The 13571-nt window shown below is 38.2% G+C and carries 18 protein-coding genes; 16 read left to right on the top strand and 2 right to left on the bottom strand.

Annotated features, from left to right (window positions below):
• Window positions 1-170: 170 nt before the first annotated feature.
• The 16 genes from rpsH (at window position 171) to dnaE (ending at window position 12473) form a co-directional block, all read left to right on the top strand.
• Window positions 171-566, top strand: coding sequence for a 30S ribosomal protein S8 (gene rpsH / locus FHX64_RS10805; RefSeq protein ID WP_183413862.1), 396 nt, complete (start codon window positions 171-173; stop codon window positions 564-566).
• Between the two features lie 19 nt (window positions 567-585).
• On the top strand, window positions 586-1140 hold the full coding sequence (gene rplF, locus FHX64_RS10800) for a 50S ribosomal protein L6 (RefSeq protein ID WP_183413861.1): 555 nt from the start codon (window positions 586-588) through the stop codon (window positions 1138-1140).
• Window positions 1141-1160: 20 nt separating this feature from the next.
• Window positions 1161-1505 (top strand): 50S ribosomal protein L18, encoded by a 345-nt coding sequence (rplR, locus tag FHX64_RS10795; protein WP_183413860.1) that lies wholly within the window; start codon window positions 1161-1163, stop codon window positions 1503-1505.
• A gap of 5 nt (window positions 1506-1510) precedes the next feature.
• A complete protein-coding gene (gene rpsE / locus FHX64_RS10790; RefSeq protein ID WP_183413859.1) occupies window positions 1511-2029 on the top strand; it encodes a 30S ribosomal protein S5 in 519 nt (172 codons plus the stop codon).
• Window positions 2030-2041: 12 nt separating this feature from the next.
• Window positions 2042-2218, top strand: a complete 177-nt coding sequence (gene rpmD, locus FHX64_RS10785) for a 50S ribosomal protein L30 (RefSeq protein ID WP_183413858.1) — start codon at window positions 2042-2044, stop codon at window positions 2216-2218.
• Between the two features lie 33 nt (window positions 2219-2251).
• Window positions 2252-2698 (top strand): 50S ribosomal protein L15, encoded by a 447-nt coding sequence (rplO, locus tag FHX64_RS10780; protein ID WP_183413857.1) that lies wholly within the window; start codon window positions 2252-2254, stop codon window positions 2696-2698.
• A 5-nt stretch (window positions 2699-2703) separates the two neighbouring features.
• Window positions 2704-4047, top strand: coding sequence for a preprotein translocase subunit SecY (gene secY / locus FHX64_RS10775; RefSeq protein WP_183413856.1), 1344 nt, complete (start codon window positions 2704-2706; stop codon window positions 4045-4047).
• A gap of 16 nt (window positions 4048-4063) precedes the next feature.
• The gene (gene map / locus FHX64_RS10770; RefSeq protein WP_183413855.1) at window positions 4064-4843 is read left to right on the top strand and encodes a type I methionyl aminopeptidase; all 780 of its coding nucleotides are present in this window, start codon (window positions 4064-4066) and stop codon (window positions 4841-4843) included.
• A gap of 43 nt (window positions 4844-4886) precedes the next feature.
• Entirely contained in the window at window positions 4887-5105 is a 219-nt protein-coding gene (gene infA, locus FHX64_RS10765) for a translation initiation factor IF-1 (RefSeq protein WP_183413854.1), read from the top strand.
• A gap of 72 nt (window positions 5106-5177) precedes the next feature.
• Window positions 5178-5294: a type B 50S ribosomal protein L36 gene (gene ykgO, locus FHX64_RS10760; protein WP_183413853.1), complete on the top strand. Its 117-nt coding sequence runs from the start codon at window positions 5178-5180 to the stop codon at window positions 5292-5294.
• Between the two features lie 18 nt (window positions 5295-5312).
• Window positions 5313-5693: a 30S ribosomal protein S13 gene (gene rpsM / locus FHX64_RS10755; RefSeq protein WP_183413852.1), complete on the top strand. Its 381-nt coding sequence runs from the start codon at window positions 5313-5315 to the stop codon at window positions 5691-5693.
• Window positions 5694-5721: 28 nt separating this feature from the next.
• A complete protein-coding gene (rpsK, locus tag FHX64_RS10750) occupies window positions 5722-6111 on the top strand; it encodes a 30S ribosomal protein S11 (protein ID WP_183413851.1) in 390 nt (129 codons plus the stop codon).
• A gap of 88 nt (window positions 6112-6199) precedes the next feature.
• Window positions 6200-6805 carry a 30S ribosomal protein S4 gene (rpsD, locus tag FHX64_RS10745; protein WP_183413850.1) on the top strand — a complete coding sequence of 202 codons (606 nt, stop codon included), beginning with the start codon at window positions 6200-6202 and terminating at the stop codon, window positions 6803-6805.
• Window positions 6806-6815: 10 nt separating this feature from the next.
• On the top strand, window positions 6816-7808 hold the full coding sequence (locus FHX64_RS10740; RefSeq protein WP_183413849.1) for a DNA-directed RNA polymerase subunit alpha: 993 nt from the start codon (window positions 6816-6818) through the stop codon (window positions 7806-7808).
• Between the two features lie 5 nt (window positions 7809-7813).
• On the top strand, window positions 7814-8314 hold the full coding sequence (gene rplQ, locus FHX64_RS10735; RefSeq protein WP_183413848.1) for a 50S ribosomal protein L17: 501 nt from the start codon (window positions 7814-7816) through the stop codon (window positions 8312-8314).
• Between the two features lie 337 nt (window positions 8315-8651).
• Complete coding sequence (gene dnaE / locus FHX64_RS10730) at window positions 8652-12473, top strand: DNA polymerase III subunit alpha (RefSeq protein WP_183413847.1); 3822 nt, start codon at window positions 8652-8654, stop codon at window positions 12471-12473.
• Here dnaE and FHX64_RS10725 read toward each other — a convergent pair.
• Window positions 12463-13239: a Rossmann-like and DUF2520 domain-containing protein gene (locus tag FHX64_RS10725; protein WP_183413846.1), complete on the bottom strand. Its 777-nt coding sequence runs from the start codon at window positions 13237-13239 to the stop codon at window positions 12463-12465. The two genes, dnaE and FHX64_RS10725, sit on opposite strands and share 11 nt — an antisense overlap.
• A gap of 8 nt (window positions 13240-13247) precedes the next feature.
• Complete coding sequence (locus FHX64_RS10720; RefSeq protein ID WP_183413845.1) at window positions 13248-13571, bottom strand: LiaF transmembrane domain-containing protein; 324 nt, start codon at window positions 13569-13571, stop codon at window positions 13248-13250.

Below are 13571 nucleotides of genomic sequence, written 5' to 3'. Positions count from 1 at the left end.
CAAAGTGATTTGCTCAAATAGCATTTCATGACGTTAAATTCAAAAAAAAATACTATTTTTGTCGTGCGGTCAAATTTTTAATGTTTGAGCGGAAGACTTTTTAGCAAAGTATTTAGTATTAGAGTGATAAATATTGTCCGGGAAGGCCGGATTAATTTAAACCCAATTTTATGACAGATCCAATTGCAGACTATTTGACAAGACTGCGGAATGCTATTAAAGCCGGACATCGTGTAGTGGAAGTTCCGGCATCAAATTTGAAAAAGGAAATTACAAAAATTCTTTTTTCCAAAGGATACATCTTAAATTACAAATTTGTAGAAGATGGTCCACAAGGAACAATCAAAATTGCTTTGAAATATGATCCTATTCACAAAGTCAATGCAATTAAACAACTTGAGAGAATTTCGACTCCAGGTCTTCGTCAATATGTAGGACACAAAGAATTACCTAGAGTACTTAATGGCTTAGGTATTGCTATTATCTCTACGTCTAAAGGCGTTATGACAGATAAGGAAGCGCGTGATTTACAAATTGGTGGAGAAGTTTTGTGTTACGTTTATTAATTAAGAGGAGAAATTGCAGATGTCAAGAATAGGAAAATTACCCATACAAATACCTCAGGGGGTTACTGTTACAGTAAAAGATAATGTTGTTACTGCTAAAGGACCTAAGGGAGAGCTTTCTCAATCAATTAATCCTAACATTAACGTAACAGTTGAAAATAATGCTGTTATTGTTTCCCGTCCCAATGACGAAAAGGAGAATCGTGCTATGCATGGCCTCTATCGTGCTTTGATTAATAATATGGTGATCGGTGTATCAGTAGGATATCGGAAAGAAATGGAATTGGTAGGAGTTGGATATCGTGTATCTAACAACGGACAACTTTTAGAGTTTGCTCTTGGTTATACACACAATATTCACATGATGTTACCACCAGAAATAAAGATAGAAACGAAAAGCGAACGAAATCAAAATCCGTTAGTAATATTGGAATGCTCAGATAAGCAATTACTAGGTCAGGTTTGTGCTAAAATTCGTTCTTTCCGTAGGCCTGAACCTTACAAAGGTAAAGGTATCCGGTTTGTAGGAGAAGTTGTTCGTCGTAAAGCCGGTAAATCAGCTGGTGCAAAATAATATTTGAAAAAATAATAGCTATGACACAGAAAAATGATCGTAGAATAAAGATAAAGACACGAATCAGAGGAAAAATTTCGGGGAATTTAGAAAAACCTCGTATGTCCGTGTTTAGAAGTAACGCACAAATTTATGTTCAGATAATAGACGACAATGCTAATAAGACACTTGCTGCAGCATCTTCGTTGTCTATTAAAGATAAAATGACCAAAAAAGAACAAGCTGCAAAAGTCGGAGAAATGATTGCTCAAATTGCGGTTGCAAAAGGTATCTCTACTGTTGTGTTTGACCGTAATGGTTATTTGTATCATGGAAGAGTGAAAGAATTAGCAGATGGAGCACGTAAAGGAGGGCTTAAATTTTAATTACTATGGCAGGAATAAATAATAGAGTAAAATCAACCAACGATTTAGAATTAAAAGACAGATTAGTCGCCATTAATCGTGTTACGAAAGTTACCAAAGGTGGACGTGCTTTCAGCTTTGCTGCAATTGTTGTTGTAGGTAATGAAGATGGTATTGTTGGCTGGGGCTTGGGAAAAGCCAGTGAAGTAACTGCTGCTATAGCAAAGGGCGTTGAGGCCGCTAAGAAAAATCTGATTAAGGTTCCGGTTTTAAAAGGTACAATACCTCATGCTCAAGTTGCTAAATTTGGTGGAGCTGAAGTATATCTTCAACCTGCTTCTCACGGTACTGGTGTTAAAGCTGGTGGTGCTATGCGTGCAGTATTGGAAAGTGTTGGTGTTACAGACGTTTTGGCAAAGTCTAAAGGGTCTTCAAATCCCCATAACTTGGTAAAAGCAACTATTGAGGCGCTGGCAGAACTGCGTGATGCTGCAACAGTTGCTACAAATAGAGGTGTATCATTGGAAAGAGTATTTAAAGGTTAATTATACACGATTATGGCAACGATAAAAATTAAACAAGTAAGAAGTCAAATAAAGTGCCCTAAGAGTCAAAAATTGACCTTGGCCGCTTTAGGATTGAAAAAAATAAATGCCGTTGTTGAACATGAAGATAATCCTGCTATCTTAGGGATGATTGAAAAAGTGAAACATCTGGTTGTTGTAGAAAAATAATGTCATCGTAAACTGAATAATATATTTGAGAATATGGATTTAAGTAGCTTAATGCCGGCTTCCGGCTCCGTCAAAACAAGAAAAAGAATTGGTCGCGGAACGGGTTCCGGTTTAGGTGGTACTTCCACCCGTGGTTTGAATGGTGCACAATCTCGTTCAGGATACAAAAAGAAAATCGGGTTTGAAGGAGGTCAGATGCCTTTACAACGTCGATTGCCTAAATTTGGTTTCAAAAACGCGAATCGCGTTGAATATAAACCTATTAATTTATCAACTTTGCAATCAATTGCTGATGTGCATAAATTAACAAAGATAGGAGTATCAGAATTGATTGAAGCCGGATATATTGGCAAAAAACACTTAGTAAAAATCCTTGCTAATGGTGCGATAACTTCTCCTTTGCAAATTGAAGCTCATGCTTTCTCCAAGACAGCTGAAGCTGCAATTGTTGCGGCAGGTGGAACCATCGTAAAATTATAATTTCCATGAATAGACTCATTGAAACACTCCAAAATATTTGGAAAATTGAAGATTTGCGCAAACGGCTTATCACCACAATCTTATTTGTGTTGGTATACCGCTTTGGCTCTTATATCGTAATGCCGGGAATTAATCCTGCTGATCTTGAAGCTTTGCAAAATCAAACTTCTGGTGGGCTTTTAGGACTACTAGATATGTTTTCCGGAGGCGCTTTCTCTCACGCTTCTGTTTTTGCTTTAGGGATCATGCCGTACATTTCGGCATCAATTGTAGTTCAGCTTTTAGGTATTGCGGTTCCTTATTTCCAAAAAATGCAACGTGAGGGAGAAAGTGGTAGAAATAAATTGAATCAAATTACCCGATATCTGACGGTATTAATTCTTTTGTTTCAATCGCCTGCGTATTTGGTAAATTTAAGTGTTCAATTGGGTAGGGCTGGTGCAGCGATGCCACAAGGATTGTGGTTTCAAGTGTCATCTGTAATTATCTTAACGGCAGGTAGTATGTTTGTTATGTGGTTGGGCGAGCGTATTACTGATAAAGGAATAGGTAACGGAATTTCATTCCTTATTATGATTGGTATTATTGCACGTTTTCCGACTGCTATTGTCCAAGAGTTTGCTTCCCGACTAACGGATGCTGCAGGGGGATTGGTTATGTTTATTGCTGAAATCCTCGCTTTATTGTTCGTTATTGGTTTATCAATCCTATTAGTTCAAGGCACTCGTAAAGTTCCGGTACAATATGCAAAACGTGTTGTTGGAAATAAACAATATGGTGGTGTAAGACAATATATTCCTCTGAAAGTAAATGCAGCAAACGTAATGCCTATTATTTTTGCTCAGGCAATTATGTTTATTCCAATTACGTTAGTGGGTTTTTCTCACTCTGCCACAGCAACCGGGTTTGTTAGCGCCTTTACAGACAATACAGGGTTCTGGTATAATTTTGTTTTTGCAATTTTGATCATTGCTTTTACCTATTTTTATACAGCAATTACCATTAACCCAACGCAAATGGCTGAAGAAATGAAACGCAATAATGGGTTTATTCCTGGTGTTAAACCAGGTAAGAAAACCGCTGAATATCTTGATGAAATTATGTCCCGTATTACTTTACCAGGGTCATTTTTTCTAGCACTTGTTGCGATTCTTCCTGCTTTCGCTCGTATAGCGGGTGTAAGTATGGCATTTGCTCAATTTTTTGGAGGTACATCTCTGTTGATTTTAGTGGGTGTTGTACTGGATACATTACAACAGATTGAGAGTCGTTTATTAATGCGGCATTATGACGGTTTAATGAAAACTGGTCGTATCTTAGGTCGCACGGGAAGTGTTTCTGCATATTAATGCAGATAAATCAGATATGATTTATTTAAAGACAGAAGAACAAATAGAGCTATTACGTGAGAGTAATTTGATAGTTTCAATGGCTTTAGCAGAAGTTGCCAAAGCCATAAAGCCAGGTGTGACGACACTGGAATTAGATAAAATAGCTGAAGAGTGCATTCGTGATCATGGTGCCATGCCTGCTTTTTTAGGTTATTATGGTTATCCCAATACATTGTGTACCTCTTTAAATGATCAGGTTGTTCATGGAATTCCATCCAATGAAGTGTTCTTACAAGAAGGAGATATTTTATCTGTGGATTGTGGTGCAACTAAGAATGGATTTGTGGGTGATTCTGCGTATACATTTGCTGTTGGCACAATAGATGCAAGTGTATTGAAATTACTTAAAACAACAAAAGAGGCTCTTTATTTAGGGATAGCCCAGGCAGTTGATGGAAATCGTTTAGGAGATGTTGGTTACGCGGTTCAATCTCATTGCGAGAATCAAGGATTTGGTGTAGTACGTGATATGGTTGGCCATGGTGTTGGGAAAGACATGCATGAAGATCCTCAGGTTCCAAATACGGGCCGAAGAGGGAATGGAGTTAAACTACGTAGCGGAATGACCATTGCTATTGAACCAATGATTACTATGGGGACTTATCGGCTTATTTATGAAAAGGACGGTTGGACTACCAGAACTGCAGATCGAAAATGGGCTGCACATTTTGAACATTCTATTGCAATTCGGGATGGTAAAGCGGATATTTTATCTACTTTTGACTTTATCGAAAAAGTCGTAGGTGTTTTATAAGAAGAAATTCAGTAAATTAATGTTTTTCAGATCATAATCGTTTATGCCAAAACAATCTGCTATTGAGCAAGATGGAATCATAACAGAAGCATTATCAAATGCTATGTTTCGAGTAGAATTGCAAAACGGCCATGTTATAACGGCTCATATTTCGGGGAAGATGCGGATGCATTATATTAAGATTTTGCCCGGAGATAAAGTAAGAGTTGAGATGTCTCCTTATGATTTGACCAAAGGGAGAATATCATTTCGCTATAAATAAAACTGCAATCGTGTCTGGCACGAGAATCAAGAAACGAAAATTGTTTAGCAATCAATTAAAGATTAAATTAATATGAAAGTAAAAGCATCCATTAAAAAACGTACTCCCGAATGTAAAATTGTACGTCGAAAAGGACGGTTATATGTAATTAACAAGAAAAATCCCAAGTATAAACAACGGCAGGGTTAATATTTTAATAAGTAATATATGGCTATAAGAATTGTTGGAGTAGATCTGCCTCAAAATAAAAGAGGTGAAGTTGGATTGACTTATATCTACGGAATAGGTCGCAGTAGTGCAAAGCAAATCTTGAATGAAGCTGGTGTTGATTTAGACACTAAAGTAAAAGATTGGACTGACGACCAAGCAGCTAAGATCCGTGAAATAATCGGTGCTAAGTTTAAAGTTGAAGGTGATTTGCGTTCCGAAGTTCAATTAAACATCAAACGACTGATGGATATTGGCTGTTATAGAGGAATTCGCCACCGTTTAGGATTGCCTGTAAGAGGTCAAAGCACAAAGAATAATGCTCGTACAAGAAAAGGCAAGAAAAAGACTGTTGCTAATAAGAAGAAAGCAACGAAATAACGTTTAACTTAGCAAACATTGATAGAATATGGCAAAGAAAGCAGTTACCACTAAAAAAAGAGTGGTCAAAGTTGATGGTGTTGGACAGCTGCATGTTCACTCTTCGTTCAACAATATTATAGTAACCCTAACCAACGGAGACGGACAAGTAATTTCTTGGTCGTCAGCTGGAAAGATGGGGTTCCGCGGATCAAAGAAAAATACCCCCTATGCTGCACAAATGGCTGCTCAGGATTGTGCAAAAGTTGCTTTTGATTTGGGTTTGAGGAAAGTAAAGGCTTATGTAAAAGGTCCGGGTAATGGTCGGGAGTCCGCAATTCGTACTGTACATGGAGCTGGTATTGAAGTGACTGAAATTGTTGATGTTACTCCATTACCACATAATGGATGTCGTCCTCCAAAACGCAGAAGAGTATAAAGATTAACCACACTCTCAGTGAGTAACAGTAGGTTAACTTTACCGGAGTGTTGGCACAACTAATAACGAAAAAAAAATACGTAGAACAATGGCAAGATATATTGGTCCAAAATCAAAAATAGCACGTAAATTCGGAGAGCCGATATTTGGCCCTGATAAGGTATTATCAAAGAAGAATTATCCTCCTGGTCAACATGGCAGTGGAAGACACAAAAAATCGTCTGAGTATGGCATTCAGCTGAGAGAAAAGCAAAAAGCAAAATATACCTATGGTGTATTAGAGCGTCAGTTTAGACTTTTGTTTGAAAAAGCTCAGGCTACGAAAGGAATTACTGGTGAAGTATTATTACAATTGCTTGAATCACGTTTAGACAATGTTGTGTTTCGTTTAGGACTTTCTCCTTCTCGAAATGGAGCAAGACAATTGGTCGGTCACCGTCATATTTTGGTTGATGGAGAAGTTGTTAATATTCCCTCTTATCAGGTAAAACCAGGCCAGATCATATCAGTACGCGAAAAGGATAAATCAATGATTATTATTGTTGATGCATTAAACGGTTTTAATCATAGCAAATATCCTTGGATGGAATGGGATAAAAGTGCCATGTCAGGTAAATTCCTCCATCTTCCTGAGCGTGCAGACATTCCTGAAAATATCAAGGAGCAACTGATTGTTGAATTGTATTCTAAATAATTTTTGATCTATGTCTATATTAGCATTTCAAAAACCCGATAAGGTGATTATGCTCGAATCAGAAGAGAAGCGGGGTGTATTTGAATTCCGCCCTCTCGAACCTGGTTTTGGCATCACAATCGGTAATGCATTACGTCGAATCTTGCTTTCTTCTCTTGATGGATATGCGATCACTTCTGTCAAGATCGATGGCGTAGAGCATGAGTTTTCGACGGTGCCTGGCGTTATGGAAGACGTTACGAACATTATTCTTAATTTGAAGAAAGTTCGTTTTAAACAATGTGTAGATGACGTAGAGAATGAAAAAGTCAGTATTTCGGTGTCTGGAAAAGATGTCTTTACTGCTGGTGATATAGGTCGTTATTTGACGGGGTTTGTTGTGTTGAACCCTGATTTGCTCATCTGCAGAATTGATCCGGATTATACACTTCAGATTGAATTAACCATTAATAAAGGGAGAGGTTATGTACCCGCTGAAGAGAATAAATTTGTAGCAGCTGAAGTAGATGTTATTCCTATTGACTCAATTTTTACTCCAATTGTAAATGTCAAATATTCAATTGAGAATTATCGTGTTGAACAAAAAACGGACTACGAAAAACTGATCATTGAAATAATGAGCGACGGATCAATTCATCCGAAAGATGCGTTGAAAGAAGCTGCAAAAATTCTGATACAACACTTCATGTTATTCTCTGATGAAAAGATTGCAGTAGAGACAGTTGAAGAAGTTGTTGATGAAGAATTTGACGAGGAAGCATTGCGTATGCGTCAGTTATTTAAGACAAAAATGGTTGATTTAGACCTGTCTGTGAGAGCATTGAACTGTTTGAAAGCAGCAGATGTTGAAACATTGGGACAGTTGTGCTCGTTCAATAGAAATGATTTGCTGAAGTTTAGAAACTTTGGAAAGAAATCATTGAATGAACTGGATGCCAAATTGGAGTCTTTGCATCTTTCGTTTGGCATGGATTTGACAAAATATAAATTAGATAAAGATTAAAGGAAATGAGACATAATAAAAAATTCAACCATTTAAGCCGCACTTCATCCCATAGAAAGGCGATGTTGGCAAATATGGCTTGTTCTCTTATCAAACACAAACGTATTACCACTACAACTGCAAAAGCAAAGGCTTTGCGCGTTTATATCGAACCTCTGTTGACTAAAGCGAAAGAAGATAGCACGCATTCCCGCAGAACCGTTTTTAGCTATTTGCAGAATAAAGAGGTGGTTACAGAGTTGTTCCGTGACGTAGCTCAAAAAATTGCCAATCGTCCTGGTGGATATACTCGTATTTTGAAAACAGGATTTCGTCTTGGTGACGCTGCAGAAATGTGTATCATTGAGTTAGTAGATTACAATGAAAATATGTTGAAGGAAAAAGCTATTAAGAAAGCTACCCGTACACGTAGAGCAAGTACTAAAAAGGCTGCTACAACTACACCTGTTGCTCCTAAACAGGAACCAGTTACTGAGGCTCAGGCAGAAACCCCGGCAGCTGAATAATAAGGTTCATAAATATAATTCGGAAAGAGTTGCTTCTTTGAGGCAACTCTTTTTGTTTGTATTAACTGGGAGCTTTTAGCAGATTGTCTGGGCTTCTCGGCCCAGAGTTCTGCGACTACTGAAGCAGCAATGATATTCTAAGATGATAGGGTTACATCTGAATTAATGGCCTACTTTCTATACAATTGTATGCTGTCTACTGTTTTGTTGTAAGAAATACTTATCAACAATAGTTCATTTAATATTCTCCTTGATCCTTTTTATATATCTTTGAAGGAATAATTAGGTGCCCCATGTGTACGGTATGCTTAGGGGTATTTACCTTTATCATTTGATTATGGATTCATTTGTTCATTTGCATGTTCACTCTCATTATTCGATTTTGGACGGAATGTCGAAAATCGGAGATTTAGTAAATAAGGCTATTGCAAACCATATGCCTGCTTTGGCTCTGACCGACCATGGGGCTATGTTTGGCATCAAGGAGTTTTATGACTATGTTGCCAAGAAGAATGCCCCGGTCTTTGACGAAATAAAGAAAATTGATCATGAAATCTCTGCATTGAAGGCTGAGAACCAAATGGAGGAGATCAACGGATACCTTGAGAAGAAGGCAGAGCTGCAAACGAAACTTTTTAAGCCTATTCTTGGTTGTGAGACATATGTGGCACGGAGAACGAGGTTTGATAAAAGTGCAAAAGAAGATGGGAGCGGTCACCATTTGATTCTATTGGCGAAAAACAAGACAGGATATCAGAATTTATGTAAATTAATCTCTGCCTCATGGATTGATGGCTTTTATTATCGTCCTCGGATAGATAAAGAATTGCTTGATAAGTACCATGAAGGATTGATCGTTTGTACTGCTTGTTTGGGAGGTGAAATTCCATCCCGAATATTATCCGGAGATATAGATGGAGCTGAAGAGGCTATCTATTGGTTTAAGCAACGGTTTGGGGATGATTTCTATCTGGAATTGCAACGTCACCAAACATTGAATCAGGAGATTGATGGTAATGTCTTCGACAAGCAACAGATCGTTAATAAGGAAATATTACGTTTGGCTCAAAAAACAGGAACTAAAGTGATGGCTTCCAATGATGTCCATTTTGTGGAACAGGAACATGCCGAAGCTCACGATCGCTTGATTTGTTTGAGCACTGGTAAAGATTTTGACGATCCGACTCGAATGCATTATACAAAACAGGAGTGGCTAAAGACTCCTGAGGAAATGAAACGCATATTCTCTGACCTTCCTGAAGTGATGCAAACAACGTTAGAGATTGCGGGGAAAGTTGAGTTTTACAATATTAATTCGGATGCGATCATGCCTCGCTTCCCAATTCCTGAAAGCTTTTCAACAGAGGAACTGTATCGCAAGCAATTTGATGAAGCTATGCTGCGTGAAGAATTCGGTGTCCATTTTGACAAGATGGGAGGTTATGAGAAAGTTATCAGGATTAAGCTGGAAGCTGATTATCTTGAGATGCTTACCAAGAAAGGTGCGTCAGAACGTTATCCAGGTGAGAACATGACTCCTGAGGTTCAGGAACGAATTGATTTCGAATTAGGTGTAATAAAACAAATGGGATTTCCTGGGTATTTTCTCATTGTTCAGGATTTTATACAAGCTGCACGTTTCATGAAAGTTGCGGTTGGCCCAGGACGGGGGTCGGCAGCCGGATCGGTTGTGGCATATTGTTTGAAAATTACCGATATTGACCCTATTCGGTATGATTTGTTGTTTGAACGTTTTTTGAATCCTGATCGTATTTCGATGCCTGATATTGATATCGACTTTGATGACGATGGGCGTGACGATGTGCTTCGCTGGGTAACAGAGAAGTATGGTAAAGAAAGGGTGGCGCACATTATTACATATGGGACAATGGCAACTAAGATGAGTATCAAGGATGTTGCCCGAGTACAGAAATTACCGTTGGAAGAGGCTAATCAGTTAGCTAAATATGTTCCGGATAAATTACCGGAAGCGGACGGGAAAGAGGTCAAAGTGAACCTTTCTAATTGTTTGAAGTATGTCCCTGAATTGAAAGCTGCACGAGAATCTTCCAACCAAAAATTGTCAGATACGCTTAAGTATGCTGAAATGCTTGAAGGGACTGTCAGACAGACTGGCGTTCACGCCTGTGGTGTGATTATTGGCTCTGACGATTTGACTAATTTTGTGCCATTGAGTACGGTTAAAGATAAAGGGAGCAACCATGAGCTTTTAGTAACTCAATATGAAGGTTCAGTGGTGGAGAACGTTGGTCTGATTAAAATGGACTTTCTAGGTCTTAAGACGTTGTCGATTATCAAGGAAGCTTTAGTCAATATTAAGCAGTCTCATGGCATTGATGTGGATATAGATACCATACCATTGGACGATAAAAAGACATATGACCTATTTAGCGACGGCAGGACTACCGGAATATTTCAGTTTGAATCTGCCGGAATGCAAAAATACCTACGCGATCTTCAACCCTCCCAATTTGAAGATTTGATTGCGATGAATGCCTTGTATCGGCCAGGCCCAATTAGTAATATTCCTGAATTTATAGATCGGAAACAGGGCAGAAGCCCCATCACATATGATATTCCGGTCATGGAGCGCTATCTGAAAGAAACGTATGGCATTACGGTGTATCAGGAGCAAGTAATGTTACTTTCGCGTCTTTTGGCTGGATTTACCCGTGGACAAAGTGATGAGTTGCGTAAGGCCATGGGTAAGAAGCTGAAAGATAAAATGGCTTCCCTTAAAGTTAAGTTTATTGATGGCTGCAAGAAGAATGGTCATGATGAAAATATTATCCTGAAGATATGGGATGATTGGGAATCTTTTGCGTCGTATGCGTTCAATAAATCTCATGCTACATGTTATTCATGGGTTGCTTATCAAACGGCTTATTTGAAAGCAAACTATCCTGCCGAATTTATGGCAGCGAACTTAACCCGAAATAAAGATTCTATCACGGAAATAGCAAAATTCATGGATGAATGTCGTTCCATGAAAATTGAAGTATTAGGCCCGGATGTGAATGAAAGCCGCCTACATTTTGTGGTGAACAAGAAAGGAGCTATTCGTTTTGGACTGGGAGGTGTAAAAGGAGTGGGAGAAGGCGCTGTTGATGCCATTGTAAATGAACGTGAGAAGAATGGAGCATATCGGTCGACGTTTGATTTTTTTGAACGGATTAACCTGAATGCCTGTAATCGAAAAGCGATAGAAAGCTTAGTGCTAGCCGGTGGATTTGATGCTTTAGGGGATGTGAGCCGTGAACAGTTTTTCGTACAAAATGATAAAGATGAACAAGCCATTGATTCGCTAATTCGTTATGGCAATAAGGTTCAGAATGATAAAACCAATGCATCAAATTCATTGTTTGGTGGTTTTGAAGAAGTTGCCGTAGCTAAGCCTTCTATTCCGTTTGCTCCGCAATGGGCTTCTCTGGAACGATTGAACAAGGAGCGTGAGTATGTGGGAATATATTTATCTGCTCATCCACTTGATAAGTATGAACTGGAACTGCGCTACGGATGTAATACACAAATGGCAGCCCTTAATGACCTGGAGACTTTAAAGGGGAAGGAAATTATTGCTGGTGGTATTGTGACGGCAACTCAACAGGGAATGACAAAAAATGGACGTCCATTTGGTTCGCTTACCATAGAAGATTATAGCGGGGCTTACCGGATTATGCTTTTCCAAAATGATTTTGTTGAATTCAGTAAATTCATGATTCCCAATTTATTCGTTTTAATCTGGGGAATTGTGCAGGAACGTGGTGCTGATTGGAAGAATAGTCGTCCGCGAGATGCTTCGCAACCAATTATATATGAATTTAAAGTAAAGAGAATTGCATTATTGCCGGCATTCGTTGAAGAGGATACTTTATTGACTTCACTGTGCATTAAGATAGAAATCAATAAACTGACAGAAGATTTAATTGATGATATCAAAGCATTGTCCACAGAAAATGCTACTGGAAAAACCAAACTCTATTTTGTCGTGTACGATGAAGCATCACATACAAAAGTGAAGCTGTTTGCACGACAAATTTTAATTTCTATTTCTAAATCGTTGATTAACTTTCTGGAAGAAAAACAAGGCGAAGAAATCCTGTCATTTTCTATCAATAGAGATAGTGCTACTTGCTAACGGTAGCCTTATTTTTTAAAATATTGTCAGTAAGTAAACGATACAGTGTTTGCAATTGTTTGTCGTTTTCCAGCATTGTCAGATGCATTTCTATGACATCCGTATCTTTACGGGCAGCAGGTCCGGTTTGAGCAGTTTCAGGAGTGAGAATAGCAGCTTTTTCTACAGTTTCACGTATTAAAGGCAATAAAAGATCAAAAGGTAGGTTTGCTCCCTTCAGTAGTTGATCAGCAATAGTAAAAAGATTATTACTAAAATTGCAGGCAAAAACTGCTGCAAGATGTAGTTGTTGACGTTGCTGAAAGGTAGTCAGCAAAATATTATTACTTAAATGCGAAGCCATTTTCTGCAGAAGATGCAGATTGTGTTTGTTATTGGCTTCAATTAGGATTGGAATGTCATGAAAATCAACTTGTTTTTGCTTTGAGAACGTTTGTAAAGGATAAAATACTCCGTAGTTTTCTACATGTTCTGCGAAAATATCCATCGATAAACTGCCTGCCGTATGGCAATGAATTCCTGTTTTAATAGGATTCTGAGCTATAACAGACGATAATTGATGGTCGGGTACTGCATAAAGGTATATATCTGCACCAGGAAAAACTTCCGACATGCTTGTTGTATATGGTGCATTGACCAGTTGTCCCAACTTATGTGCATGATCCATAGTCCTACTTACGACCTGCGATATCGTAAAGTCAGCTTCTGCCAAATGACTTGCCAAATGCCAGCCAACATTTCCTGCCCCTATACATACTATATTCATGGCAATATTTATCTTTTCCTGTGTTTTGCTCCTATAAGAAGCACTACTCCGGCTATTATTAAGAGACTTGGCCAGATATATTCTGAAATATTTTGAGTAAAACGAATGATATCTGATAGTCGGAATAAAATTCCGATAATAAGTAAAATGATGCCGATAGCATGATTTTTATTGGTTAGTAAAAAAATGATTCCTGCATAAAAAGGATAGTTTCGAAAGTCAAACAGAAAATTACGGACAAATGCAGGAAAGATATTTAAATGTTCTCCCAAAAACAATAAACCAAAAAAAATCAGAATAATAGCCCATGATAATCGATTGTCCTGTTTCAT

Origin of the sequence: Microbacter margulisiae (genome assembly GCF_014192515.1) — a bacterium.
Lineage (GTDB): Bacteria > Bacteroidota > Bacteroidia > Bacteroidales > Paludibacteraceae > Microbacter > Microbacter margulisiae.
This window is presented reverse-complemented; position numbering and strand designations above follow the sequence as displayed.

Excerpts from the sequence above, each read along its gene's own strand:
- rpsE (WP_183413859.1), top strand. The coding sequence starts at position 1,511 with ATGGCAGGAATAAATAATAGAGTAAAATCAACCAACGATTTAGAATTA.
- rpsK (WP_183413851.1), top strand. The coding sequence starts at position 5,722 with ATGGCAAAGAAAGCAGTTACCACTAAAAAAAGAGTGGTCAAAGTTGAT.
- secY (WP_183413856.1), top strand. The coding sequence starts at position 2,704 with ATGAATAGACTCATTGAAACACTCCAAAATATTTGGAAAATTGAAGAT.
- rplF (WP_183413861.1), top strand. The coding sequence starts at position 586 with ATGTCAAGAATAGGAAAATTACCCATACAAATACCTCAGGGGGTTACT.
- FHX64_RS10740 (WP_183413849.1), top strand. The coding sequence starts at position 6,816 with ATGTCTATATTAGCATTTCAAAAACCCGATAAGGTGATTATGCTCGAA.
- infA (WP_183413854.1), top strand. The coding sequence starts at position 4,887 with ATGCCAAAACAATCTGCTATTGAGCAAGATGGAATCATAACAGAAGCA.
- map (WP_183413855.1), top strand. The coding sequence starts at position 4,064 with ATGATTTATTTAAAGACAGAAGAACAAATAGAGCTATTACGTGAGAGT.
- rpsH (WP_183413862.1), top strand. The coding sequence starts at position 171 with ATGACAGATCCAATTGCAGACTATTTGACAAGACTGCGGAATGCTATT.
- rpsM (WP_183413852.1), top strand. The coding sequence starts at position 5,313 with ATGGCTATAAGAATTGTTGGAGTAGATCTGCCTCAAAATAAAAGAGGT.
- rplO (WP_183413857.1), top strand. The coding sequence starts at position 2,252 with ATGGATTTAAGTAGCTTAATGCCGGCTTCCGGCTCCGTCAAAACAAGA.
- rpmD (WP_183413858.1), top strand. The coding sequence starts at position 2,042 with ATGGCAACGATAAAAATTAAACAAGTAAGAAGTCAAATAAAGTGCCCT.
- rpsD (WP_183413850.1), top strand. The coding sequence starts at position 6,200 with ATGGCAAGATATATTGGTCCAAAATCAAAAATAGCACGTAAATTCGGA.
- dnaE (WP_183413847.1), top strand. The coding sequence starts at position 8,652 with ATGGATTCATTTGTTCATTTGCATGTTCACTCTCATTATTCGATTTTG.
- rplQ (WP_183413848.1), top strand. The coding sequence starts at position 7,814 with ATGAGACATAATAAAAAATTCAACCATTTAAGCCGCACTTCATCCCAT.
- ykgO (WP_183413853.1), top strand. The coding sequence starts at position 5,178 with ATGAAAGTAAAAGCATCCATTAAAAAACGTACTCCCGAATGTAAAATT.
- rplR (WP_183413860.1), top strand. The coding sequence starts at position 1,161 with ATGACACAGAAAAATGATCGTAGAATAAAGATAAAGACACGAATCAGA.
- FHX64_RS10725 (WP_183413846.1), bottom strand. The coding sequence starts at position 13,239 with ATGAATATAGTATGTATAGGGGCAGGAAATGTTGGCTGGCATTTGGCA.
- FHX64_RS10720 (WP_183413845.1), bottom strand. The coding sequence starts at position 13,571 with ATGAAACAGGACAATCGATTATCATGGGCTATTATTCTGATTTTTTTT.